The sequence below is a fragment of the Formosa sediminum genome (assembly GCF_007197735.1).
In the GTDB taxonomy this organism is placed as follows: Bacteria; Bacteroidota; Bacteroidia; order Flavobacteriales; family Flavobacteriaceae; genus Formosa; species Formosa sediminum.
This window is the reverse complement of the sequence record NZ_CP041637.1, coordinates 2,135,892-2,162,097: the sequence shown is the minus strand read 5'-3', so window position 1 is coordinate 2,162,097 and position 26,206 is coordinate 2,135,892. Positions and strand designations below refer to the sequence as shown.

Below are 26,206 nucleotides of genomic sequence, written 5' to 3'. Positions count from 1 at the left end.
AATAGAGTTTATCTATAAGTAGTATAAACTCAAACTATTACAAAATTCACAACAAAACCGTTAATCAAGTTCATATAATATAAAAATCCCTTCAAAAAAGGCATTAAACTGCTCAGATTTTGATAATTCAGATTTTTTAGTAGTTTGTCCCTATCATTAATTTTAATCATAAAAATAACATAATGAAACTATTAGTAATTGGAGCGGGAAATATGGGGTTAACCTATGCCGAAGCGATGTCAAAATCGAAGCTTCTTAAGAAAAGAAACATCATGATTTTAGACAGCTCCGACGAGAAAATTGAGAGTTTAAATAAAATCTCACATTTCGACGTCTTCAAATCACCTAAAGACTGCGTCCCTCAAGCAGATTTAATTTTTTTAGCAGTTAAACCGTATCATGCAGACGACTTATTTAGCAAAATGGCGGGATTGGTTACTAAGGGGCAAATTGTCATTTCTTTAATGGCAGGTGTTACCATTAATCATATACAAACTGCATTAGATTTACCTAAAGTGGTACGTACTATGCCTAATTTACCAGCAAAAGTAGGTAAAGGACTAACTTCTTATACGGCTTCAGACCAAGTATCACGAATTGAATTATTAACTATTGAAAACCTATTAAATACCACAGGAAAATCTATTCAGGTAAAAAATGAAAACTTTATTGATGCTTCTACAGGTATTTCTGGAAGCGGACCAGCGTATGTCTTTTACTTTATGCAAAGTATGATGGAAGCCGCTCAACAAATGGGATTCTCAGAACAAAATTCTAAAGTCTTGGTAAGTCAGACCTTTACAGGTGCAGTAGATTTATTTAACCAAGACAACATATCGCCAAATACTTGGATGGAACGCGTTGCTTCTAAAGGTGGCACCACACGTGCAGCTTTAGATAGTATGGATGATAATAATGTAAATGAATTAATTAAAGAGGCCGCTTTTGCTGCCTTTAATAGAGCTATAGAACTAGGTGGAAACAAGTAAAAAATATAAACAAAGAATCGTCATTAAGGTTGGAACCAACGTAATGACCAATAGAGACAATAGAATTGTAAGACCTGTACTAGACCGTTTGGTTAAGCAAATTGCCGAATTATACGAGCGTGATATAATTACCGTATTAGTATCTTCTGGATCTGTTATTGCAGGTATGGAAGTTCTAGGCCATTCAGATATTAAGGATAAAGCCTCTAGACGTCAAGTGTATTCTGCAATCGGACAACCCCGAATGATGCGTTTATACTATAATATTTTTCACGATTATGGTATGAAATGTGCACAGGTTTTACCTACTAAAAACGATTTTGATCCTGGAGAGCATCGTAGAAACATGCAAAATTGTTACGAGAATCTATTATCTGAAGGCGTAATTCCTATTGCCAATGAAGATGATACTGTATCCTTAACTCATGCCATGTTTTCCGATAACGACGAGTTAGCGAGTTTGATTGCAGAGATGATTGATGCCGATAAACTCATCATTTTAACAGATATTGATGGATTATACGACGGACATCCCGATGCAGACGACTCCTCTTTGGTAGAAGAAGTAGGAATTGATGAAAATGTAAACCATTTCATAAACGATGGGCATAAAGGTGAAGCTGAAGGCCGAGGTGGTATGTTATCAAAATTAAACTATGCCAAACAAACTGCAGCAAAAAACATTCCTACCATTATTGCCAATGGAAAAAGCGAAAATACCATTATCGATATTATAGATGGTAAAGCTGTAGGAACTAAAGTAGAAATTTAAAAACAAAAGATGAAATTATTAAAGACCGACTTAAAAAATAATGTTCTACAATCCATGATTGAATTACTGGATACCCATAGAGCAGAACTTTTAAGCGCGAACAAGAAAGATTTAGAAGCATTTAGTAAAGACGACCAAGCCATGTACGATCGGTTAATCGTAGATGACAAGAAAATAGACGGCATGATTACCGCAGTAAAGGAAGTGATGTCTCAAGACGATCCTATTGGAAAAACCATTTCCCACCGTGTGTTAGACGACGGCTTGGAAATCACCAATAAAACAGCACCTTTTGGAACCATTATGATCATTTATGAATCACGACCAGATGTTACCATAGAAGCTGCTGTATTAGCCTTTAAGGCCAATAACAAAATTTTATTAAAAGGCGGAAAAGAAGCCATATACAGTAATAAAGTATTAGTCAATTTTTGGCATCAAGCCTTAAACGCTCATGGTTTAGACAGTAGCTACATTCAGCTATTAACCTTAAACCGACAAGAGACTCAGGATTTTCTTAAAAATCCTTCAGAGCCACTAGATTTAATCGTACCCCGTGGTGGCGAACGATTAATACAATTTGTAAAAGAACATGCGCGTTGTGCCGTCTTAATTAGCGGCCGCGGAAACAACTTTTTGTTTGTAGATAAAACGGCCGATTGGGAAAAAACCAAAACAGTAATTTTAAATGCAAAAACCGATAAAATTTCGGCTTGTAATGCCTTAGACAAAATTCTAATTCAGAAAGATGTTCCGGATTACGCCGCCAAATTAAAAGATTTAGAAGCACTACTAAAAGCACATAACGTATCGATTTTAGTAGATTCTGAAACTCAAAAAACACTTCAAGACGAACCTTTAATTCCCAACGACAACGTTTGGGTTGAAGAGTTTCTGGCTTTAAAATGTGTAATTGGTACCGTAGAATCTTTAGATGCTGCGATTGAAAAAATTAATACCTATTCTGGCGGGCACTCTGCTACTATTATGACGAATAGCAAAGAAAAAGCCTTACAATTTATGGAAGATGTAGACTGTGCTGCAGTCTATCAAAATGCGTCTACACGTTTTACCGATGGCGGAAAAATGGGTGTAGGTGCAGAACTTGCCATTAGTACCGATAAATTACACCACAGAGGTCCTTTAGGACTCAATGAATTAGTTACTAATAAATACTATATTTTTGGAGACGGTCACATTCGTGAATAAGTTTTAACATTATAGTTTTCAATATAAATACAGGCTACCATTTGGTAGCCTGTATTGTTTTATAGACCATAAGTGTAGACCATGAATTTTCAGACCTAATAAATGAAGAAGCGAAACTGCACTATGCAGTAGTAATCAAGAAAAAAGAAATATTAAAACCCTAAAGCTGAAGTTTTAGACCCCGGCCTATCGAAAATATATCACAAAATATACAGTAAACAACACATAAAATTCTTAGCAATTTGAACAAAAAAAACACGATTACAAACCATGAACTTCCAAACCTAATAAACATCCAGAAAAAAAGAAATATTATAAACCCAAAAGATGAAGTTTTAGACCCCGGCCTATCGAAAGTATATCGTAAAATGTGCAGTGAACAACGCGTAAAATTTTAAGCTGTTTGAGCTGAACAAATTACATTAAAAACACTTACATATCATATAAAACCAAATCATATTCAAAAGAATACATACAAATGTGTGTTCTTAAAATTTAGAGTTGGAACATAACATTTAGAGATACTTTCGTAAGCCTAGATTTTTTTGGTTCGTTTTTTTAGCAATGAAAACTGCGTAGCACATCATGAGTCCATAAAAATAATAACACGAATAAAAATGAACAAGAGACAACTTTAAACAAGATATTGAATGTGATACCGAAACTAGTTCGGCATGACGATACCAAGAATAATCAGTTATAAAATATAAAGCAAACAACGCATAAAACTTTAAGCAATTTGAACAAAAACCACAATCACGATTACAAACCATGAACTTCCAAACCTAATAAACATCCAGAAAAAAGAAATATTATAAACCCAAAAGATGAAGTTTTAGACCCCGGCCTATCGAAAGTATATCGTAAAATGTGCAGTGAACAACGCGTAAAATTTTAAGCTGTTTGAGCTGAACAAATTACATTAAAAACACTTACATATCATATAAAACCAAATCATATTCAAAAGAATACATACAAATGCGAGTTCTTAAAATTTAGAGTTGGAACATAACATTTAGAGATACTTTCGTAAGCCTAGATTTTTTTGTTACTTTTTTTAGCAATGAAAAAAAGTAAAGAAACAAACAATAAGCTTGATAAAATTTAAAAATACTTTCTTATCCCATATATCCATAACCTAAACAAAAAGATGTAGTAACTTCTTTTGACAATTAAAACTGCGTAGCACATCATGAGTCCATAAAAATAATAACACGAATAAAAAGTAAAGAGAACAAAAAAAACACGATTACAAACCATGAACTTCCAAACCTAATAAACATCCAGAAAAAAAGAAATATTATAACCCCAAAAGATGAAGTTTTAGACCCCGGCCTATCGAAAGTATATCGTAAAATGTGCAGTGAACAACGCGTAAAATTTTAAGCTGTTTGAGCTGAACAAATTACATTAAAAACACTTACATATCATATAAAACCAAATCATATTCAAAAGAATACATACAAATGCGAGTTCTTAAAATTTAGAGTTGGAACATAACATTTAGAGATACTTTCGTAAGCCTAGATTTTTTTGTTACTTTTTTTAGCAATGAAAACTGCGTAGCACATCATGAGTCCATAAAAATAATAACACGAATAAAAAGTAAAGAAACAAACAATAAGCTTGATAAAATTTAAAAATACTTTCTTATCCCATATATCATCCATAACCTAAACAAAAAGATGTAGTAACTTCTTTTGACAATTAAAACTGCGTAGCACATCATGAGTCCATAAAAATAATAACACGAATAAAAAGTAAAGAAAACAATCCCCTCAAAAAACCTACTGCCCTCTAAAAAACACCACTGCAGTAACAGTTTTAACAAGTATATTTAAATCCAAGAAAAAACTACGTTTTTTAATATAAAACAAATCATATTGCAACTTCATCAAGCTATCTTCAACAGAATCACCATAACGGACCTTTACCTGCGCCCAACCTGTAATTCCAGGCTTTACCATATGTCTAGCTTCATAAAACGGAATCACTTCTGCCAGCTGTTTTACAAACTCCGGCCGTTCTGGTCTGGGGCCAATAAGACTCATTTCCCCTTTTAATACATTTAAACATTGCGGAATTTCATCAATTCGAGTAAGTCTTAAAAATTTTCCAAAGGCAGTAATACGCGCATCATTTTTAGAGGCCCAAACGGCTCCATGCTGTTCAGCATTAACCACCATACTTCTAAATTTAATAATAGAAAATAGTTTGCCATGCAACCCCACTCGCTGTTGTTTATAAAATAACGGTCCTCTATTTCCAATAGCATTCCCTAGCAGGACCACGGGAATAATAAGCAAACACACCAACAGGCAACATACGCCAAAACCTTTGTCAAAAATCCAGCGCTGTAACAAATAGAGTTTATTTTGGTTATTACGGTTAAACGGAAAATACTTATAAAAATCTTTTCCCAAATAATGCACCGGAATTCTATAGGTCATTTCCTCAAAAGCCTGTGTATATTCTTTTATAGGAAAGCCACGTTCCAATAAGCGCATTAACTCTTGGTACAGTTCAGTAGTTATCAATTCCGAATTATAAGTCGCAACTAAAATTTCAGAGACTTTATGTTTAGCAATTAAAGCGTTCAGGTCGGCTGCATTATACGACTGGGTTAACGTGGGGTGTATCGGGTTAGAAGGCTCACAATTTATAAAACCTACAATATTGTAATGCGGATCTACTTGTTTTAAAGAGGTTACAATGTCGTCTATATGCTGAGGTTCACCCACTAGCAATACATGCTTATAAAATCGCGGGGTTGAAATACACGTAATATAAATGGCGCGCCAAAATAAAATACTACCTAATATGCCCAAAAAGAACACCAAAATTTGTATTCGTTTTTCGGGTAAAAAAGGGGTAAATCGCGGGGTCATCAAATACACAGCCACAACGACCATGGCCGTTAAAAACACATTAGGTAAGGTAGATTGAAAGACACTCGATTTTTGAAGATCGTAAATTTCAAACACGGTTCCAAAAATAGTCAAGTATAGAATAAGGACAATTACCCAAGACCAATTTTCATTAGAAATTGTAAAGTAATCAAATTTGAAATAAGCGCCCAACCCATACAGTACGATAAGCACAATACAAATATCAATAAGCCGTAATAAAATCTTTCGTTCAGATATATTGAAAGAAATCGAGTTTTTAAACATAATGCAATAACAATTACAAGGTAAATATAGGCATTAGGATGGAAATATAAGTGTATTTAAACTAAACTATACATAGCATCAAACAAAAAAAATAAGAATGCCATCCCCCATTCTATTAACAGACCTATTTCCCCCATAAATAACACTTTCTTGACCCTCATAATGGTAATAATCTTTTAGTAGCAAACCATATGACTAAACCACATAAAAAATACGCTACACAATGACATGTAGCGTATATACAACTTAAAACACCTTGTATTAACCACACACTGTACCTATAAAGGTGCTTTATATCTAAAAAAGATAGGTACTGCATAGGATACTTTTACAGGTTTACCACGTTGTTTTCCAGGTTTCATTTTAGGTAATAGCCGGATAATACGTTCGGCTTCTTGCTCTAAAATTTTTTCAGGTCCTCTAGAGCGTACTCCAGTTATTTGTCCGTGTTCATCAATAATAAACATCACAGACACGCGCCCTTGTAACCCCAGTTCTAAAGCCTCTTCTGGATATTTAAAATTAGAAGTGATATGTGCATTCATTTTAGTTTGAAAACAAGCTTTAGAAGCGGCATTAGACAACCCTTCGCACCCCGGAAATACCGGAATATTTTCAATTACAGAAAAGGGTACCTCAACATCTTCTTCTACTTCTTCTACATTCACATCCTCTACTGCAATTACAGGTTCTGGTGCTATAATAGCATCTTCTTGAGACGATTCGGTACTTTCTATAACCGTTTCCTCAATTTCTGCAATAGACTCTACAACTTCAATAGATTCTGATATAGCCACTGGAGGTGGTGGAGGTGGTGGCGTGTTCAAATTGGTTATAGGGATATCTTCTTCATATTCAGCTTCCAAATCAAGACGCACTATAGAAGGCTCTGCAGTTTCAAACGATCTATACTCTAAGGCATTCCAAGTCAATAATAACATAATGTTTAACCCAATAGCAAAATATATACTGCTATTTCTCCCAATATCTAGGTTTGGATTTTTTTTAGCGTTCATAACGATATATTTTATGGTTAATACTCCTTTCTTAACTTATATTAAGGTAGAAAAAAAGACTTCAAATTACTATGATAAATATCATGTTTTAAGGCAGTTAACACCTAAATAAAACGTATTAAAAAATAGATGTAGTGAGTAGTGAGTAGTGAGTAGTGAGTAGTGAGTAGTGAAACTAATTATTTGTTTATTAACCATCTTAATTAATCCTGAATGTTCAGTCATAATAAACGAAGAAGCGAAGCTGCACTACGCAGTAGTAATCCAGAAAAAAAGAAATATTAAAAACCCTAAAGCTGAAGTTTTAGACCCTGGCATATCAAAAATATACATCAAAATATACAGTGAACAACGCGTAAAATTTTAAGCTGTTTGAGCTTAACAAAATAATACAGAAACTAAAATACTCTGAATAAAGACATGACACTATAAAAAAACAAGACCAATGTAGCGAGTTCTTAAAATTTAGAGTTGGAACATAACATTTAGAGATACTTTCGTAAGCCTAGATTTTTTTGTTACTTTTTTTAGCAATGAAAACTGCGTAGCACATCATGAGTCCATAAAAATAATAACACGAATAAAAAGTAAAGAGAACAAAAACCAAAATCACAATTACAAGCCATGAATTTTCAGTCATAATGAACAACCAGAGAAAAAGAAATATTAAAACCCAAAAGCCGAAATTTTAGACCCCGGCCTATCGAAAGTATATCGTAAAATGTGCAGTGAACAACACGTAAAATTTTAAGCTGTTTGAGCTAAACGTATTACATTAAAAACACTAGCATATCATATAAAACCAAATCATATTCAATAGAATACACACAAATGCGAGTTCTTAAAATTTAGAGTTGAAACATAACATTTAGAGATACTTTCGTAAGCCTAGATTTTTTTGTTACTTTTTTTAGCAATGAAAACTGCGTAGCACATCATGAGTCCATAAAAATAATAACACGAATAAAAAGTAAAGAGAACAAAAACCAAAATCACAATTACAAGCCATGAATTTTCAGTCATAATGAACGAAGAAGCGAAACTGCACTACAAAGTAGTAAACATGAAGTTTTAGACCCCGGCCTATCGAAAGTATATCGTAAAATGTGCAGTGAACAACGCGTAAAATTTTAAGCTGTATGAGCTAAACAAATCACATTAAAAACACTAACATATCATATAAAACCGAATCATATTCAATAGAATACACACAAATGCGAGTTCTTAAAATTTAGAGTTGGAACATAACATTTAGAGATACTTTCGTAAGCCTAGATTTTTTTGTTACTTTTTTTAGCAATGAAAACTGCGTAGCACATCATGAGTCCATAAAAATAATAACACGAATAAAAAGTAAAGAAACAGGCAATATACTTGATAAAATTTAAAAATACTTTCTTACCCCAAATACCCTTATCCAAAACAAAAAGATTGTGTAACTTTTTTTAGCAACGAAAACTGCGTAGCACATCAAGAGTCCATAAAAATAATAACGCGAATAAAAATGAACATCATGAAAAACAAACAAAACATTTAATCTAAAACCTCCAACCACTGCGCCTTTACCACGTCCCAATCAAACCCCTCAACCTTTTCACGAGCTTTAACCACCATATTATAAGTATATTCTGGAGCAGCCTTCAATTTTAAAATAGCCGCTACAAAAGCCTGACAATCATTTGGTGGCACCAATACCCCATCAACATCGGCTTCAATCAAAAAGGGCATTCCGCCTACATGTGTCGATACTATTGGTAAACCCAATGCCATAGCCTCTATCACACTCACCGGCATATTATCAAAATTAGTGGTGTTTATAAATACATTATAATCTTTAGCGAGTGTAGTCCATTCTGTTTTAGTTAACTTTCCTGGTGTTTTAATAGCTACACCTAAAGCTTGAGCATGTGCTTTAACAGTAGTAAGTGATCCATCGGTATCCGGGCCAGCCATACACAATTCTGTGTGATAGCCTAGATCTTGTAAGGCTTTTAGAATATCGACTGCTAAACACGGATTATAAATTTCAGAAAAAGAACGCACCCACAATAAGCGAATTGTATCTATAGCTCTAACCGTAAACGGATAATTTTGGAGTTGCAAACTATTAGGAATATACACCACATGATTAAAACCTTGTTTTACAAAAGCTTCTTTTAAATACAAGGACGGAGACACTAACACTTTGGCATGGGTAAATAGCATGCGACTCATTTTAGGATAATGCGCCAAGCGGTACGGTAAATTCCCGCCATGTAATATAGGGATATAAGGCAACCGCAAGACCCTACAAAACTGACTCACAATTAAGGCATAGTAAAAATTCTGAGTGCTATAGGTGTCAATTAAAGCAATATCCACACGATGGGCAGATATTAAAACACCTTTAACCATATCCAAAACACGCCCTAGTTTATGTTGTATAGCCGATTTACAAATTACAGCAACCCCTTCTCCCTCTAAAGCTTGTGTTAAGCCTTTCATATAAGAGACATTAGTTTTACTGTTCGATAAGTTGTTTCCTAGATACAGGACGTTTTTTTTCATGTGTAATATGTAGTAACGATAAACCATAAATAAAGCCTGGTGCCGCAATACGCATGGCAGAGTGGTTAATGGTGGCAAACCAAAAAATTAAAAACGAATAAAATAACATATTCCCTTGATGCCGCGTTCTAAATGCCAAAGGCGTAACGATTAATAAGCATAAAATAATAACTCCAAACATACCATGCTCAGACAACAAACGGCTCACCTCATTGTGTGAGGCAATAATTTCACCTTCTTCTTCTAAACGAATTTGCTTCATCCCACTAGCCCCTACCCCTAAAAACGGATGTCTTAAAAACCCTTCAAATTCTTGCTCAAATAAACCGAGACGGCCGGTAGACAAATCTTCCTTTTCTCGACCTGTAGCGTCCTTATTGGTATAGCGATTTTCAATTAATCCATCGGTCTGATTTGCAGAGACAATCCAAGTGATTGCCACTCCTATACATAAAAGTATTAAAGAACCTTTAATGTGTTGGCGGCGTTTAAAATTAGACCTACCATACAATACCACTAAAAACCCGACAACCATCATTGCTGCAGTAATCACTCCACCCCGACTAAAGGTAACTAATGCACGAAAAGAGACTAAAGCGAGTAGTATTAAATTAAACACTTTTAAAAATACAGAAGGCGATTTAAAAAAAAACCGCACGGTTAGTGCTACCATACCCAACCCCAATAAGGTAGAAACCTGATTGGGGCCAAAACCTCCAGAAGCGGCAAAATTTGAACCCGTATCATTTAACACCTCTTTAATACTTGGGTTATATAAAAACAAATACACCATCATACTTAGTACCGGAAACGTCATGCAAGCTAATATTTGTAACAACTGTTCTTGGGTGAGTTTTTTATCGTAGCAATACAAAGCCGAAGCTCCTAAACATACAGGACCACTCAATACAAAGGCTATAGATTTTCTAAAATTTAAATCATAACCCAATGTGGTCGAAGCCACGAGTACAGAAGGCACAAGCAAAATAAAATAAATAAAATACGGATAACTCTTGTTAGAAACTCCCGTAAAAAACATCCCAATAAGCACTAATAAAATAATGTAATATTTAGAAAATTCATAAAACAACCCACCTCCAGTCATCCGGAATAGTGATTCTGCCGCGGCTATATAGGCACACCCAAACAACACCCACATGGTTTTAGAACGTGTGGGAGATAAAATCACTTTACCAATAAAATAAAAACACACAATGGTAAAATACAGTTTAGAAAATAAGGGGATATAAAAAATTCCTACACCTACAAACAAATGTAATATCACCAAAAGCACATACAAATCGTTAGTAAAATGATACTTTTTTTTCTTCTTTTTATTTCCTTTCATGTTAAGACTTGTAAAGAGTAAGCAGCTGTATTATAATGGCTTCTTGGGCATAGTGTTCTCCAATATAAGTATGCAAAGCAGTTGCAGCTTTAGCACGGGCTGTTGCGTCATCAATATAAGCTATAATAGCCGCTGCTAAAGCTTGTACATTATTTGGCGGAACCAATATACCGTACGCCTTAGTGGGAATTACGCGTTCACAATCCCCTACAGCGGTTGCAACTACAGCTAGCCTGCCTTGTCCATATTCTAATAATGCCAATGGTAAGCCTTCAGAGGTTGAAGCCAACACTCCAATATCCGCCTGAGATATAATATGTTCGGTATCAGGACAACTGCCATAAAACCATACCTGTTGTGCTATACCTAACGCATGTACAGACGTTTTAATTGTTTGTATATAGTCCCCATCACCCTCTTGGCCTACACAATGCAAACTCCAATCTGGATAAATTTCAAACACAACTTTACAGGCTTCTAATAAGGTAATATGGTCCTTTTGTGGCCGTAAATTTGCCAAACATAACAACCGCTTTCCTAACACGCCTTCCAATTCGGTTACGGCTGTAATGGTGCTAGATTTAACTACAAAATTAGGAAGAAATACTACCGTTTTGCAATAAAGTGCTTTTCTATTCCATGTTTCCAAATGCGCATTTACAGCTATAATTCCTGCAAATCGTTTTGAGCACCACTGTAAAACTCGTTTGGGGCGTTGGTCTAAATATTCGCTATTTCCATAATGGTCATGCCAAATTAAACGGAGTTTAGGGACCCTTAATGTTAAAAGGCTAGCCATAAAAAAAGAAGAGGCATGGGCATGAATAACGGTAATTCGCTCTTGGGTTATAAAGCGTACCAACCGTTGTAATGCTAAAAAATCTAAGGTATGCCTACGCTTTAAAAACAAATAGCCCACCTCAGCATTTAAGCTTTGCTTTAACAAGCCTTCTGCACGTGTAGCACATAAATACGATCTCTCTATACTAACAACCAAAGCATTTGCAAGATTAACGGCCATCCGCTCTGCGCCTCCTGCTTCTAAACTATCTATAAGTTGTAATACTCTCAAAATCGCACGTCTTATTTTGGAGTCGAAAATACTAAATTTGTAAAGAACTTAAAGTGTTTTTAGCCATATTATTTACCTTATTAAAGTCACGGGTTCAAATCACTTTTCAACTTTAAACGGCAAAGGGTTCTTCTCTAAAATTTATAATATTATCATATACGGTAATCCGTTGTCTAAAGGTGTTAACTCACACTGCAAAAGTGCTTTTTTTTTGGTATGTGCAGGACAATGTATAAACATATCATTTTGTAAAGTCGGCACATAAATAATTTACAAATTAAACGGCCTTAAAGCAACACTAGGAGCTACAAATTCAAACACTAATGTCTTTATCCTTCCGTACATTTTTAACACTGGCATGAGGTAATCTGGAGTGTAAAGGGGTGGTACTATCACGTTATGGCTCATCACACGGTGCTCCATAAATTTCAAATAAATGAGAATACCCTCCCGTGTCACGCCAACCGCTTTAAAATAAAATAAGATATTTTTTAAGGCGTTCTATATCATTTAACAGGCGTAAAAGCTGCTCCAGTGTCCGTCTTACCCCTACTCCAGCAGCATAGTGAAATATAATGTAAAATGTAAACGACTCAAGAAACAGGCTGGACCTCTTAAAACAGGTTAACAGCTTTCTTCAATAAAAGTGATAGGCTTTTTCTCGAGTATATTTATACGTATTTCCCTTTAACAATTTTTCAAAACAACCCTATAAGAGCGCTATTTTTTAACCAATAGTATGGAGAATTAGTTATCAATTTCACCTCTCCTTCAGCTATTAAATTATCATAATATTAAAAGGTTAAGTTTAAAGTTATGTTGCCTTTAAGTAGTATATTAATGGTACATATTATATAAAATCCCGCAACTTACCTATAAAATACATTAACAAAAACTGGATTGCTTCAATACAATATGGCGCTGTTTATAGGTTTACTTATACTTGACTCACAAACGTTCCTGCCAATACGCTTTCAATATCGGCCTCCATACGGTCATAGGTATACTGTTGCGACCAGTTTAAAGCATGTGCTGCCATACCATTAAGGTCTTCTCTGTTAAACACAGCTTTAAAGTGACTTACTGCTTGTTCTAAATCGGGTGCAACAATAATCCCGCGTTGCCCTTCTCCTACCATCCAAGCCACACAAGACACTGCTGTGGTTACTGGTATACACCCGTAAAACATACCTTCGGCAACAGCCTTAGGCCAGCCTTCGCTTTTAGACAGTAAAATATTAAAATGCGCAGTTAACAAAGCAGCTTTCACTACGGTTTTATCTTGATTGCCATGTACTGTAATTTGCGACTCCAACTGCTGTGTTGCAATATAGCTTTCTATTTCTGATCGTAAGGGGCCATCTCCAAACAATTCCAAACGTGCCGGAATACCTTGTATATTTAATGCTTCTATAAATTGAATAGTTAACAACGGACGTTTTCCAGGCACTAACATCCCTGCAAATACAAACACCAATGTTTCGGTATAGTCTTTAGGCTGAAAAGGCACTCGCTCGGCATCTCGATAGGTTGCCGAAATAAACGGATAGATATTAGAGGTTTCTCCTGGCCAGTTCCCATACACCAACACCTTCATATTACGGGTTAAAAATGTATTCCGTAAAATGGCTTGTTGCAATCTATAGGTCCAAGGCTGATTGGAATTCGGATCCCAATTCCCTGCGTATTTTGTAGATTTTTGTTTAGAGGGAAATAAAATTTGAACAAAACAAGCCACTAAACTCACATTTGCAGGACATCGTAAATGAATATGATCTGCCCATGCCATAGCTCTAATCATCTGTAAAACAATCAATGGCATTAACAGCATTGCTTTTAAAATATTTATAATGGTATTAAAAGCAAAAAACGGAATGTAATAACGCTGTATCGTACTTGTACTAAAAGGTTTCATTAACACCTCTTCTGGATAAGTAAATGGAGAAATAATACGCTGCTCATCGGCATATTTAAACCACAAATCCATTTCATTAACATATGGTGAATACGACCAATATTTACCTTCTTTTAAAATTGTGGGAGCTAAAGAGACTATTAACAATTTTTTTGTTTTATTATTCATATATACTCTTTTGAATCATGATTATTTATTTTTATTGCAGGCACTCCTAAAACTGTTGTATGTGGTAAAACATCTTTTGTAACCAAAGAATTTGCACCTATAACAGCACCATCACCTACTGTAATTTTACCTACCACTACAGCATGTGCTCCTATATAAACATGATTACCAATAACCGGTACACCACGCTTTTGGTCTACACCGCTTACTCCAATGGTAACCCCCTGGGAAAGATTACAATTAGCACCAATTACAGCATGTGCATTAATAATGATACCTCCAAAATGTCCAATATAAAAACGTTCTCCTATATTAGCAGAATAAGGTAAAGATATCCCTGTTATAATTTCTATCCATTTTTGAAATATTAAACAAAACACTAATAGTATACGCTTAATTAAGACTGGTAATTTACTTGTATATATGGAATTAGAAATACGGTAAACAAATATTGCCCATAACCCCTGTTGTGTTAATATTAAAACTAAACTATTAGTGTTACTATATGTTTTATATTTATTTAAGTCCTTTTTAAATACGTTAAACATCCTACTTAAATTTTGGTTTATTACCTATTAAACTCCACCAACCTACAAAACGCCCTAAGGCCTCTTGAAGTTCAAGATTCTTGTTTTTAGATTTTAGTCCACCTAAAACACCTAATAACATTAATAAACAAGCGGTTAAATGCCATTTTAATTTTGCTTTAAGTTTAGGATTATTATATTTTACACGCCAAATATACCATCCATTTCGTATAATCATTTTTCCATATTTATAGGTATTAGGTCTACCATGAACTTCATGATGATGTTCGCAAACGGCAGCTGTATTTACATATAATTGTCCTATTTTAGATAATCGCAAACAGAAATCGGCATCTTCATACAAGCCATAACCCTCAAAATAGGTTGAAAATGACAAAGATTTAAAAACAGACATTTTATAAGATGCTACACCACCCATAAACAATTCTACTGGATACACTTTACCTGAAGGTGGCAAAAAACTTATTGGTCTCATATGAGAAAAAGAAGGTAAAACACCTGGTAACGCATCGGGATTTAAACCTAATGTTGCACGAATTTTAAATCGTAAAGGTTCTGTTCTTCTCCAACCATCAAAATCATAATAATTTGAATTCGATGTTGCATTAGAGCGTTCCCAATTCACTTCATTTGTAATATAGCCACCAACACCTAATGCCTTTGGAAAAGTAATATAAGTTCCTATTAGATTTTCAAAATAAGATGTATCTAAAGTAATATCATCATCTAAAAAACAAACCACATTAATACGTTCTGAAACTTTAGATATACCATAATTACGTTGCTTAGTTAAACCTCTGTCTTGCTCAGTTACTTTGTAATACTTAAGATTTTTAAAATCATTAGCCTCAAGCATACGTTTTGTATCGTTATTAGAAGATCCATCTATAATTAAAATTTCATCCGGATATAAAACTTGTACTTGTACGCTTTCTAATAAATTCAATAAAGCGTTCGGACGCATGTAGGTGCAAACAATAAGAGAAAAAGTCATAAATTATTATTTAAAAACATCATGTATTTCCTTAAAAAAGGCGTTTCTATTCATATATTTTCTCCATAAAGTTCTATTTTCGGATTGCAATGTAATAAAATCAGAGGAACTTAATTGATTATGAAAATCAATAATCGTTTTATTTATAACTTCAGCATTAGCACTCTTAACTAAAACAATATGCTTAGTCCAATCAATCTTCCAATCTAAAGGCAATCTACAATCTGTGTCTATTAATACAGGGATTCTTCCCATGGCAAGTGTCTCATATAAACGTACAGAAAAATTTCCCACACCACGTAAGCAAAACGTATACCCTGATACTTCAATATTTTTAAAAAACTCTAAAGTTTTATTTATTTTATCTAATTCAGTCTGAACACCTCCCCTATACTTTTCTCTATATATAAAATGGGTTGTAAGTTCCGTTAAATCTTCAAGCTTTTTTAAAATAAAAGCTCTCTTAATACTTGACGGATAAAAGGACTGGTAATCTATATGTTCTTTTTTAATCTTTCGCTTTAAAATATTAACTTTTAAGTACAATAAATACTCTTTTATGCCCTTAAACAAACTAATATGAGCATGTCCTACAAAACCTATGGTAGGTTTAATATTTTTTTTTATTGTGTTAAATTCAGATTTTAATATGTATTCATATGGATCTACAATAAATGAAGGCATTATAAAAGTATTTGCATTAAGTTTAGAATGAAAGCCTCCTAGTCTAAAAGTAAAAATTTCTTCCTCTTTAAACGAATATCCAAAATCACCTCCTGTATAGATCCACAATGGAATGTTATGCTCACGTGCTAGAGTTAAATATTTTAATTTAATTTCTGGCTTTAAACTTTTAATATAATTATACTCTAAGGGGAGTACAATGATATCGGCTTGTTCAATTAATGCCGTAATACTATAATATTTATTTATTATGTTACATTCTTTATAATATAAATCTAATAGCAAAGGGAATACCTTACCTCTATGCTCTGGTATTAAAAATGATTTATCTGTATATAAATTAAGCATATGTTGAAGTTATTAACTTTTCAAATCTAACATTTCCGACAATGGAAGCAAACTTTGAAAAATTACTATTATACATCAAGGGCAACTGAACTAAAAAAACAAATTCACAACTACTCATAAAATAAAAATCTATAAATGTCTTTAAGTCAGATTCAATATCATTATCATTTAAGTCTATATGCTTAGGCACCCCATCTAATACTCTATAAGGTGTGTTTTCTTTTATATAATTAAGAAAATAAATACTATCTGACAAAATGAACACCTCATATTCTTCAAACGAAGCTACTTTTTTATTTATTTCAACCAAAACATTCTTTATTAAATCTATTTTCTCTGACTCTTTAAGTTCTAACTTAGTTGTATCCTTAAAATCTCCAAGTAAAGTTGTAAACCGTGTATGAAATACTACTTTTTTACTTGTACTTAAAAGCGTTTTGAGTTTTGATTCTAATAAAAAAGAGGGTTTAAATAATGCGTTGTAATTTTCGCTCCATTTTAAATAAATATCTTTTTCAATATCAGTATCTAAAATTTTATCTAAGTAATCAATATTACTATAAACGATAAACCTGTTTTTATTCGAATTTTTAATGATAGTATAAGGGTTACTATTAAAATCATTCATTAAATATAGAATATTTGATGTCAAAGGATTATAATATACCTTTTCTTTTATCCAAAATAGTTTGCTCGGAACTAAAAAATCTTTTAAATTAAATGGAGAATTAAAATGAATAAAAAAGTTATAATCTAATCGTTTTGAAATTTCATAAAAAGAAATAATCCCCTTAAGACGATCTACTAATCCTCCATGAGAGAAAATACCATCAAAACATATAATAATCTCTCCTTTAGATTCTTTCTTAAAAGATAATCTTTTTAAATAATGTATCCAGATTAAGAACCATTTATAATAAAATTTAATTTTTTTTATCACCATTAATTATAGTTCTATAAAACTCAATATTTTTAATAGCTTGTTTCTTTATATCAAAATGCTCCTCGACAAAGCTTCTTGCTGATTCCCCCATACTTAAACATAAATTTTCATCTTGCAACAGTTTACTAATCTTGTCTGCATATAATTTATGAGCTGCAGGAGCAACTAAATATCCGCTAAGGGCATCTTCCATTAATTCTTTTGCCCAACCTATATTACTATTTACAACTGGCTTTTGTAACGCCATAGCCTCAACTGTTACCATACCAAAAGTTTCTGCAAAAGTAGGAAAAACACATACATGGGCATTTTTAATAATTTTTTGCACTTCGCTATATGGAACTTTCTCTAGATATTGAATAGTTTCTAATTCGCTTTCATTAAAACTCTGCTTCATTAATTCCCAAGTTGAAGGACTTCCTGTTAAAATATCTGGAGCATCACTACCTATCAATATTAATTTAGCATTAGGAACTTGCTGCTTCACCAACTTAAAAATATGTGGCAACTCTAACATGCCTTTTTTCCTAATTATGGTGCCAATATAAAGGATTGTTTTGGGTTCAAATACTGATGGGGTTAAGTTATTAAAATCGTCTAGTTGTAACCCATGATAAATAGTTTCAATAGATTTATGATCAGATATTTTAAATAGCCTTTTTGTTAATTTCCCTGCAAATGTAGTAGGTGCAATATATGCACTTGCACCTCTTACGGCAAACTGCTCGAATAGTTTATTTTTTAATTTCTGCTTGCGTCCTTCTAAATGACAAAAATACCTGTCGCTACCATGAAAACGCATAACAATAGGCACTGTAAAATTCATAAATGCTGAAATACCAGTCCAATCAGGGACTTCAATAAGTCGTAATTTTTCTTTTATGATAACCGTTTGTACAATATTTTGAATATGCTTTCTATATCTAAACCATTTTCCAAAACTATAAGACACATTTCCTATTAAATAAAAATAAATATTATTTTCTACAAAATAATCCTCTTGTTCTTGCCCATATATAAACAGGTAGATTGTATGACCTTGCTGACTTAAAGCTTCTACTAAATTACCAATACTAGTCCCTAAACCAGCTGCTTGTTTAATTTTAAAATGAGGATATTCTGGGGCTATAAAACCTATTTTCATACATATCCCAATTTTTTACGAAGGTCTCTTGTCCCCCACTCTATAGCTTTACGATAAAATATATTCTTTGATTTCCTGTTTACAGGATTGAATTTCGTAGTTTTTTCTTTTTCATCCCAAATATGCTTTCCTCCTGTTTCTTCTTTAAAGAAAGACGTATTTATTACTGATATTTCATTTATTTCTGCCTTGATATCATCTAAAGCCTTATCACAATTAAAAAGTTCTTTTAAATACTGAAGTGTTTCTTCTTTTTGAATTACCAAATCTTCATAGCGAATTAAAATCCGATTTTCTAGATTAGGAAGTATATCAATAACCTGATGCGTTACTCTCCAACTAAAATACAACTGAAACAAACCAGTCTTCATTCCTATTTTTTTAATAAGATTTTTTATAGACTTTCTTTTAAATCTCATAGCCTTAAAACCGGAAGTTAAAACATCCTTAGGGTCTCTAATTAATAATATATGAATGTCATTCGGGAATAATTCAGGCAAACAATCAACTCCCTGAAAACTAGTGTCTTTTATTAAAACATAAGAATTATCTGATTTAGACAAAATACGTTCACGTAAACCATTTATAAATAAATGATCCATAAATTTCTTATCAGAATCTAAATAAATATAACGTCTAGTATGTGTGTAGTACAAATCCAATATTCTAGATAATTGTGTCTCACTTTTATCATGTATTAAAATTTCAAGACCTGTAAAAATTTTAAATACTTGTGCGACAAAATTATGTCCTGTTCTAGGAGAATATGAATTCGAAAAAATTATTTTTTGATTATTTTTCATTTAGAGTTAAATTAATTGTTGTTAGTATACGAATTGAAGCTTCGTTGCTTGGTTGTTCATTTATTTTTGAGAACCAGTTAGCTGCATTTCTAGTAACAACAGAGGAATGATTTAACATAGATAACAAACTAGCTTGTATACGATCTGGGTGATCTAACCAATATACTGCGTTTGCATTTGGCATAGATCTAAAATGCACATAATCGTACACGTGTACACCTTTTACAACAGTATTTTCTCTATTATAATGATAATTCATGTACCCGCAAGGTTTATTGTGTGCCACATAATCAAACACCATAGACGATCCTAAATTCATGACACCAGCAGTATGTTCTGCCATATTTACTAATAATTTTGAATCTTCCAGAGTTGGTAATTTAGCATTCCATCCATCACCTATAGCATTCCATAACGGCGCTATAGGAACTATAAAATGTTTAAATTCGTCTAAAACAGCATCAAAACGCTTTGAAAAATCTACAGGGCAACGTCTAAATATAAGTCCTAATTGGTGGCCTTCTGCATTAAGTGCTTCAATAGCCAAAGCAACATCTTTTAAATACAAAGGATCTTGAGGCGATGTTGTAATATCGTCTCCACTAAAACAAAAATAAGTGGTGTTTGCATTTAAATGATAGTGTTTGTAAAATTCAGTTTTAGAAACTATAATATCTGTATTATAATGAGGCTCAAACTGTGGTGTTCCTGTTACCGTTATTTGTTCATCTTTTACAAATGGATAATACGTTAACAGTTCTTGTTTCATATGTTTACTCCAAACATGATAATAATCGGTCTCTACATCTAACATCGATTTTGGTAAATTATCCCATGAAAACACAAACCCAATAGTTGGTATACCTATCTGTTTTGCTGCTTGAATAGGTGCTATCGCTAAAATAGCACGCTGACTAGCACAATACACCAAATCGGGTTGCTCTTGTTTTATAAGGTCATAACAAGAATTGTAATACTCCGTTTTACTTTCTAAATTTTGAATACGCCTGCGTAAGCTTAATAGTCCTTTTTCACTATTAAACATTAAAATTAATAGCTTAGTTATACTATGTTTTATAACACTTTTATATCCAGAATACTTTAAAGGAAACCAATATTTATTGTATACATTATCATTAAACCGATTAATATTTTGATTGAGTTCTACTCGTTTCTTGGCATTTTTAAAACTATCCGTTAACGGATGTTGTTTTATGGTTTGGGGTATAACTTCTTTTAATCCTAGTTCTGATAATGGTAATGGCGTAAGGTTAAGAAATACAATATCCAAGCCCATAGCCTGCGCCTGCTTATAAAACGAAGTATACACAAAGTTCCTTAAGCTCACCCCATCTGGAATTATCATGAGTATTTTTTTATGATTATTCATATTGCACTAAAATAATCTTAATAATTTATATTTAAACTTTCTTTAAAAATCATCATTTACATATCCTTATTAAAAACTCCAACTAATTGCTCTGCTTTATTCCAATCTTCAAGCGTATCAATATTTACATATGTTTTTTTTGACGATTCAATATATGAGATGCTTTTTCCATAAAGTGAATTTTGATGCTTTAAGACCTCTGTTTTGGTTAGATATACACTCCCATCTCTATGAAAAGCTCTAGGCAAATCTTGTCTTCTTGAAATAATTTCTGATTCACCTGTAGATATATACAAAATTCCTTTATCATCTGCTTCAAACACCCAATGCGGATTGTACTCATGAGGGACTTCAATAACAGAAACTAATGAGTCTGTATCATTTTTTAAAAATGTTTCAATAGCTGTTTCTAAAAATTCAATTGTACGAAATGGTGATGTAATTTGTAACAAACACACAGCATCAAAGAATTCTCCTTGATTTGCATAAAAGTCTAAAGCATGTATTATAACAGGTAATGTTGGTGATTTATCTTGAGCTAAATTGTTAGGTCTTTTAAAAGGTACATCAAGCCCCATTATTTTACCTAACTCTATAATTTTATCATCATCAGAACTTAAAACAATTTTAGAGAGGTATTTGGAAGCCTTTGCTACATCACTTGTATATTGTAACAGAGGTTTTCCTGCTAATAATTTTATATTTTTTCCTGGCACTCCTTTAGAGCCACCTCTAGCGGGTATAATTCCTAAAATTTTCATTTTAATATACAATTGTTTTATGAAATTTAAGAGGTACTTGCTCTAAATACTCTGCTATTTTTTTACCCGCATTACCATCGCCATAAACTAAAGATTTAGGTGTTTTATTTACTTTAATTTGAGACTGAATCGCATTATAAATAGCATCTTTACTATAAGGTACATCAATAACATTTTCTCCTCGTTCTCTTCTATTCTGTCTTGTACCAATATTAACTACAGGTACTCCTAAATATGCACATTCTCTAATTCCTACACTAGAATTCCCTATTAGACATGACGCATGATTTAAAAGATTTAAAAAATCATCACCTTTCATATTTTTAAAAAAATGAACATGATTTAATTCATTTTTTTCTCGATAAGAACGTATACCCGAAGATGTACCATCCGCTCCAGCATCAACATTTGGCCAAAACCATAACACTGGTAATGTTAATTGACTAACAACAGTTAAAGTTTCTTCTACATGACGTCTAGAATCTTTATATTCAGTAGTCACAGGATGTTGCATAACTACCACATAGCCATTAGACAAATCTGGTTCTGCACCTACGCCACCATAACGAGAGTAAGGGTTAAATTGTAATTTACCTGAAGTATCAATTGCTTTAGCGATATCTATAGACGGACAACCTGTGTTAAATACAGAATCTACTTCTTCTCCTAATTTTAATACACGAGTTTTGGCATCTTCTGAGGCTACAAAATGATAATCTGCCAACTTTGTAATGGCATGTCTCACTTTTTCATCAATATTACCAGTAACTTCTCCTCCTTGAATATGTGCAAGGGGAATATTCATATAAGATGCCGCTATGGCTGTTGCCATCGTTTCAAATCGATCTGCTACCGTTACCACGATATCAGGCTTTAAGTTTTCAAAAACCGTAGATAATTCTAAAATTCCAATACCCGTAGTCTTTGCTGCTGCAGTTAAATTTTCTCCTTCTAAAACATTAAAAACTTTAGCTGCAATTGTAAAACCATCGTTTTCAATATAATGTACAGCAGATCCATAACGCTCTAATAATGCAGAAGCTGCCACTATAAGTTGTAGTTCTAAATTTGGATGATCTTTTATAGCTTGTAACACGGTTTTAACACGGCTATAAGAAGGGCGTGCTGTAATAACTACAGCTATTTTTCTATGAGACATAAATGTTTTGTAACTTTTACCTTGTAATATTACAAATATATACGGTTTTATAAAATGAAAACTAAATTGTCTTTCAAAATACGTAATTAAAAAACATTAAACATTACTTCTGAACTTATAAGCTGAACTTCATTTAGACAATACAATGATTCATCTGTTTAATCATTTCCGTAAAAAACAATTAACACATCTCTAATCTAAATCGTCCCAATTCAAAAAAGACCATTGATTTAAATCTTTATTCAATTGTTTCCCAATAACACCCTGAAATAAAGAAGCATCAATACCATAACTTTTCGGTTTTTTTGTTTCTAAATCTTCAAACCTTATAATATGCCCTTGTTCTAAATTTTTATTAATTGCTAAAGATTTTTCAAAAATGCCTTTTAGTTCTGAAAACTTAGAATTATCTTTCTTATCTATGGGATTCTGAATTGCTATAGCTATATTATTTACAGCCGTTACTAATTGTGAAGTTTCTTTTATAGTCAATGATGCTTTGGCATCTGGGCCAAACATTTCTTTATCAAAAACCACATGAAATTCTAAAATCTCGGCACCTAAAGCAACCGCAGCAATACACGACTCTATAGATGAGGAATGGTCAGAGAAACCCACTGGAATATTATATCTAAACTTTAATTCTGAGATCACATTTAATCCATATTCCTCTGGTTTAGTCGGATAGGCAGTAGTGCACTGTAAAACAGACACATCAACGTGTTTATCTTTTAAAAATGTTATTGTTTGATCTAACTCCTCAAAAGAACTCATTCCTGAAGATACGATTACAGGCTTACCTGTTTGTGCAATTTTTTCTAATAACACTAAATTATTAACTTCTCCTGAACCTACTTTATATCGTTTTACACCAACCTCCTCTAACAAATCTACAGCAGCATTACTAAAAGGAGAACTCATAAACTCTAAACCGACAGCATCGCAATGCCTTTTGATGTCTTTCCATTGTTCTAAGGTAAACTCCATACGTTTCCAATACTCTAATCGTGTAGTATCTTGTTTAGAAAACTGAACTCTAAAAGGCTCATAAATACTACTTTCTGCCTCAGCAATATGAGTTTGAAATTTAATAGCATCACACCCCGATTTTGCCACAGCGTCTATATAGGCATGCGCCATCCCTAGGCTTCCATCGTGGGCTTGTGCAATTTCTGCAATTATAAAAGGGCTGACCATCAAAAAATTATTTATCCAATATTTTTAATTCTGTTTACTCCTAAAGTTCATATTAAACTGTAGTATGTAGTATGTATTATAATTATATTTAATTTTTAAATTTACACAAAATTAGTTGTTTAAACTTAGTTGAACCTACTAATTGTCTAGAAATCCAATTTTGGATTTTCTGATAATTTGAAAATTTTATTTCTATTAGATTCTCAGGAAAAACAGTTTCCTGTTTTTTACTTCTAAGAGTTTCATTGTGTGTTTTTAACATCCAATCTTCAACAGTATTACCTAAATGATATGCATAATTATCCATCGTCGACAACCTAAATAAACCTTTTAAAAAAGGAGGTTTGTCTAAATACTCCTCTTCGCTTTCCCCTCCTAATTGATAATCTGTATGCCTTTTTAAATATTTAAATATTGAAGTTTTATAGGTAGCAACAAAATGACCCGCTCCAACTACTGCTTTACACTCGTTTTTACCTTTTAAAATTAAATAATCTTTACAATAATATTTTTCAAAAAGAGATAAAGCACCTATACTTTCAGCAAATCTTATTAATGCTTGTTTATTTACCACCGGATGCTTTAATATTTTTTCAGAAAACATATAATTTAAATAAATATTTTCTGTATAATAAAATGACTGTGAAGGATTCGGCACTGGACTTACAACCCCTGCCCTTGGAAAACTATCAAAAACCTTATAAGTTTCTTGTTGCCAATTATTTAAAAATAGTACATCTGCATCTGAAATAGTTAACAATGGTAAGTTAATCCCTGAAATTCCTTTTAAAATAGAATTAACCTTTCCAATTCCACTAGTGATAATAACATCATTAATATTACCGCTAAGATATTGATTCAAAACATATTCCTCAACCTCTACACACGAACCATTGCAAATAACCGTTATATAAGTTTGATTATTTACAGTTTTTAATAGCGAATTTAAAGACAGTTTAAATATCTCAAAAGACTGTCTGTAATACTTCTCTAAATTTGGTATATAAACAGGTATAATTACTTGATGATTATATTTATCAAGATTTATTTTTTTATTACGTTGAGGATTCTTGCCTACTCGCATGATTAAATAACTAAATTAATATTTTAATTTAATAGAATTGTAAACTTCGCATTGAAAATTATAAACACTACTAAAGTCACCCTTTTTCAAATACAAATAATTTATCTTAAGGTACCTTAAAAAATGTATTTTTGAATTCAAATAACTTTTATTTAAATCTCGACTGAAACTCAAATATTGAGAAGGACTACATTCGCTTTGATAAGTATCAATTATATAATAATTATATTTATAAATTGCTTCAAGTTTTTGTTTATCGTAGCCTTTTCCTCCAGAAATACTATTTTCAGAAATTCTTACGCTAATTATTGCCTCATTTATTGAAAATATAAAATTAAAATTAGACACTTCGAAAACAGCTAATTTATCAGCAGACCAACCTAAAGGAAGGTCTTTAAATCCTATCTTTAAAAGCTGTTTTTTATTAAAAAAATATTCACTTAAAGAACTTCTTACTTCTCGAGAAAAGAAATCTAAGCATGTTTCTTTCTTAGGATGTTTAAAGATTTCTGAAAACACTACACTTTCTGAATTAATCTTATGAGTAGCAAATCTGACAACTTTAATACGCTCTTGTTCTATTTCTTTTAAATTATCATAGAATGATTCTACTACATTTTCACCATAAACATCGTCATCTCCTAAAATAGTTATCCACTTTTCATTCTCAACCAACTTAAAACAGCGTTCCCATTGCTTAACTAAAGATATACCTCCTAAATTTTTACTAAATCTTTTATATACAATAGGAAATTTGTTTTTATACTCATTAATCAAATTTTCTGGATTTTCTAAGCTAGCATCATTTCCTATATAAACTTTAAACCGTTTATCAGTCTGATTAGCTAATGACTCTAAAGTCTGCTTAAAAAAGGTAATTTTATAATATGGAATAACTATTGCTAACAAATATTGAATTATTTATAATTTTTAATCTTTGAA

General features: G+C 32.5%; 21 protein-coding genes. 3 read left to right on the top strand and 18 right to left on the bottom strand.

Going from position 1 to position 26,206, the window contains the following annotated elements; translation table 11 throughout:
* Positions 1-182 precede the first annotated feature (182 nt).
* From proC to FNB79_RS09450, 3 genes are read left to right on the top strand one after another with little or no spacing between them, the layout of a single operon-like run.
* Positions 183-989, top strand: a complete 807-nt coding sequence (gene proC / locus FNB79_RS09460) for a pyrroline-5-carboxylate reductase (protein ID WP_143381082.1) — start codon at positions 183-185, stop codon at positions 987-989.
* Between the two features lie 43 nt (positions 990-1,032).
* Positions 1,033-1,761 (top strand): glutamate 5-kinase, encoded by a 729-nt coding sequence (gene proB / locus FNB79_RS09455; RefSeq protein WP_143381081.1) that lies wholly within the window; start codon positions 1,033-1,035, stop codon positions 1,759-1,761.
* Positions 1,762-1,770: 9 nt separating this feature from the next.
* On the top strand, positions 1,771-2,970 hold the full coding sequence (locus FNB79_RS09450) for a glutamate-5-semialdehyde dehydrogenase (RefSeq protein WP_143381080.1): 1,200 nt from the start codon (positions 1,771-1,773) through the stop codon (positions 2,968-2,970).
* 1,787 nt (positions 2,971-4,757) lie between these two features.
* Here the strand turns inward: FNB79_RS09450 and FNB79_RS09445 are convergent.
* The 18 genes from FNB79_RS09445 to FNB79_RS09360 all read right to left on the bottom strand — a co-directional run bounded on the left by FNB79_RS09445 (position 4,758) and on the right by FNB79_RS09360 (position 26,173).
* Positions 4,758-6,143, bottom strand: coding sequence for a sugar transferase (locus FNB79_RS09445; RefSeq protein WP_143381079.1), 1,386 nt, complete (start codon positions 6,141-6,143; stop codon positions 4,758-4,760).
* 278 nt (positions 6,144-6,421) lie between these two features.
* Entirely contained in the window at positions 6,422-7,159 is a 738-nt protein-coding gene (locus FNB79_RS09440) for an energy transducer TonB (RefSeq protein ID WP_143381078.1), read from the bottom strand.
* 1,533 nt (positions 7,160-8,692) lie between these two features.
* A complete protein-coding gene (locus tag FNB79_RS09435) occupies positions 8,693-9,643 on the bottom strand; it encodes a glycosyltransferase family 4 protein (protein WP_143381077.1) in 951 nt (316 codons plus the stop codon).
* Positions 9,644-9,659: 16 nt separating this feature from the next.
* The gene (locus tag FNB79_RS09430; RefSeq protein ID WP_143381076.1) at positions 9,660-11,054 is read right to left on the bottom strand and encodes an O-antigen ligase family protein; all 1,395 of its coding nucleotides are present in this window, start codon (positions 11,052-11,054) and stop codon (positions 9,660-9,662) included.
* Position 11,055: 1 nt separating this feature from the next.
* The gene (locus FNB79_RS09425; RefSeq protein WP_143381075.1) at positions 11,056-12,126 is read right to left on the bottom strand and encodes a glycosyltransferase; all 1,071 of its coding nucleotides are present in this window, start codon (positions 12,124-12,126) and stop codon (positions 11,056-11,058) included.
* 937 nt (positions 12,127-13,063) lie between these two features.
* Positions 13,064-14,209, bottom strand: coding sequence for a glycosyltransferase family 4 protein (locus tag FNB79_RS09420; RefSeq protein ID WP_143381074.1), 1,146 nt, complete (start codon positions 14,207-14,209; stop codon positions 13,064-13,066).
* Complete coding sequence (locus FNB79_RS09415; RefSeq protein WP_143381073.1) at positions 14,206-14,757, bottom strand: serine O-acetyltransferase; 552 nt, start codon at positions 14,755-14,757, stop codon at positions 14,206-14,208. Before FNB79_RS09415 ends, FNB79_RS09420 begins: the two co-directional genes overlap by 4 nt.
* A gap of 1 nt (position 14,758) precedes the next feature.
* Positions 14,759-15,751 (bottom strand): glycosyltransferase family 2 protein, encoded by a 993-nt coding sequence (locus FNB79_RS09410; RefSeq protein ID WP_143381072.1) that lies wholly within the window; start codon positions 15,749-15,751, stop codon positions 14,759-14,761.
* A gap of 6 nt (positions 15,752-15,757) precedes the next feature.
* Positions 15,758-16,783: an exostosin family protein gene (locus FNB79_RS09405; RefSeq protein ID WP_143381071.1), complete on the bottom strand. Its 1,026-nt coding sequence runs from the start codon at positions 16,781-16,783 to the stop codon at positions 15,758-15,760.
* Complete coding sequence (locus tag FNB79_RS09400) at positions 16,776-17,726, bottom strand: O-fucosyltransferase family protein (protein WP_143381070.1); 951 nt, start codon at positions 17,724-17,726, stop codon at positions 16,776-16,778. Before FNB79_RS09400 ends, FNB79_RS09405 begins: the two co-directional genes overlap by 8 nt.
* Complete coding sequence (locus FNB79_RS09395; RefSeq protein WP_143381069.1) at positions 17,707-18,870, bottom strand: glycosyltransferase family 4 protein; 1,164 nt, start codon at positions 18,868-18,870, stop codon at positions 17,707-17,709. The genes FNB79_RS09400 and FNB79_RS09395 overlap by 20 nt, the downstream gene beginning before the upstream one ends.
* A complete protein-coding gene (locus FNB79_RS09390; RefSeq protein ID WP_143381068.1) occupies positions 18,867-19,673 on the bottom strand; it encodes a sulfotransferase in 807 nt (268 codons plus the stop codon). The genes FNB79_RS09395 and FNB79_RS09390 overlap by 4 nt, the downstream gene beginning before the upstream one ends.
* Positions 19,663-21,039 carry a UDP-glycosyltransferase gene (locus tag FNB79_RS09385; RefSeq protein WP_246073255.1) on the bottom strand — a complete coding sequence of 459 codons (1,377 nt, stop codon included), beginning with the start codon at positions 21,037-21,039 and terminating at the stop codon, positions 19,663-19,665. Before FNB79_RS09385 ends, FNB79_RS09390 begins: the two co-directional genes overlap by 11 nt.
* Positions 21,040-21,119: 80 nt before the next feature.
* A complete protein-coding gene (locus FNB79_RS09380) occupies positions 21,120-21,824 on the bottom strand; it encodes an acylneuraminate cytidylyltransferase family protein (protein WP_143381066.1) in 705 nt (234 codons plus the stop codon).
* Between the two features lies 1 nt (position 21,825).
* A complete protein-coding gene (gene neuC / locus FNB79_RS09375; RefSeq protein WP_143381065.1) occupies positions 21,826-22,983 on the bottom strand; it encodes a UDP-N-acetylglucosamine 2-epimerase in 1,158 nt (385 codons plus the stop codon).
* 192 nt (positions 22,984-23,175) lie between these two features.
* A complete protein-coding gene (locus FNB79_RS09370) occupies positions 23,176-24,180 on the bottom strand; it encodes an N-acetylneuraminate synthase family protein (protein WP_143381064.1) in 1,005 nt (334 codons plus the stop codon).
* Positions 24,181-24,268: 88 nt separating this feature from the next.
* Complete coding sequence (locus tag FNB79_RS09365; RefSeq protein WP_143381063.1) at positions 24,269-25,264, bottom strand: glycosyltransferase family protein; 996 nt, start codon at positions 25,262-25,264, stop codon at positions 24,269-24,271.
* Between the two features lie 15 nt (positions 25,265-25,279).
* Entirely contained in the window at positions 25,280-26,173 is an 894-nt protein-coding gene (locus FNB79_RS09360) for a glycosyltransferase (RefSeq protein ID WP_185967744.1), read from the bottom strand.
* Between the last annotated feature and the right edge of the window lie 33 nt (positions 26,174-26,206).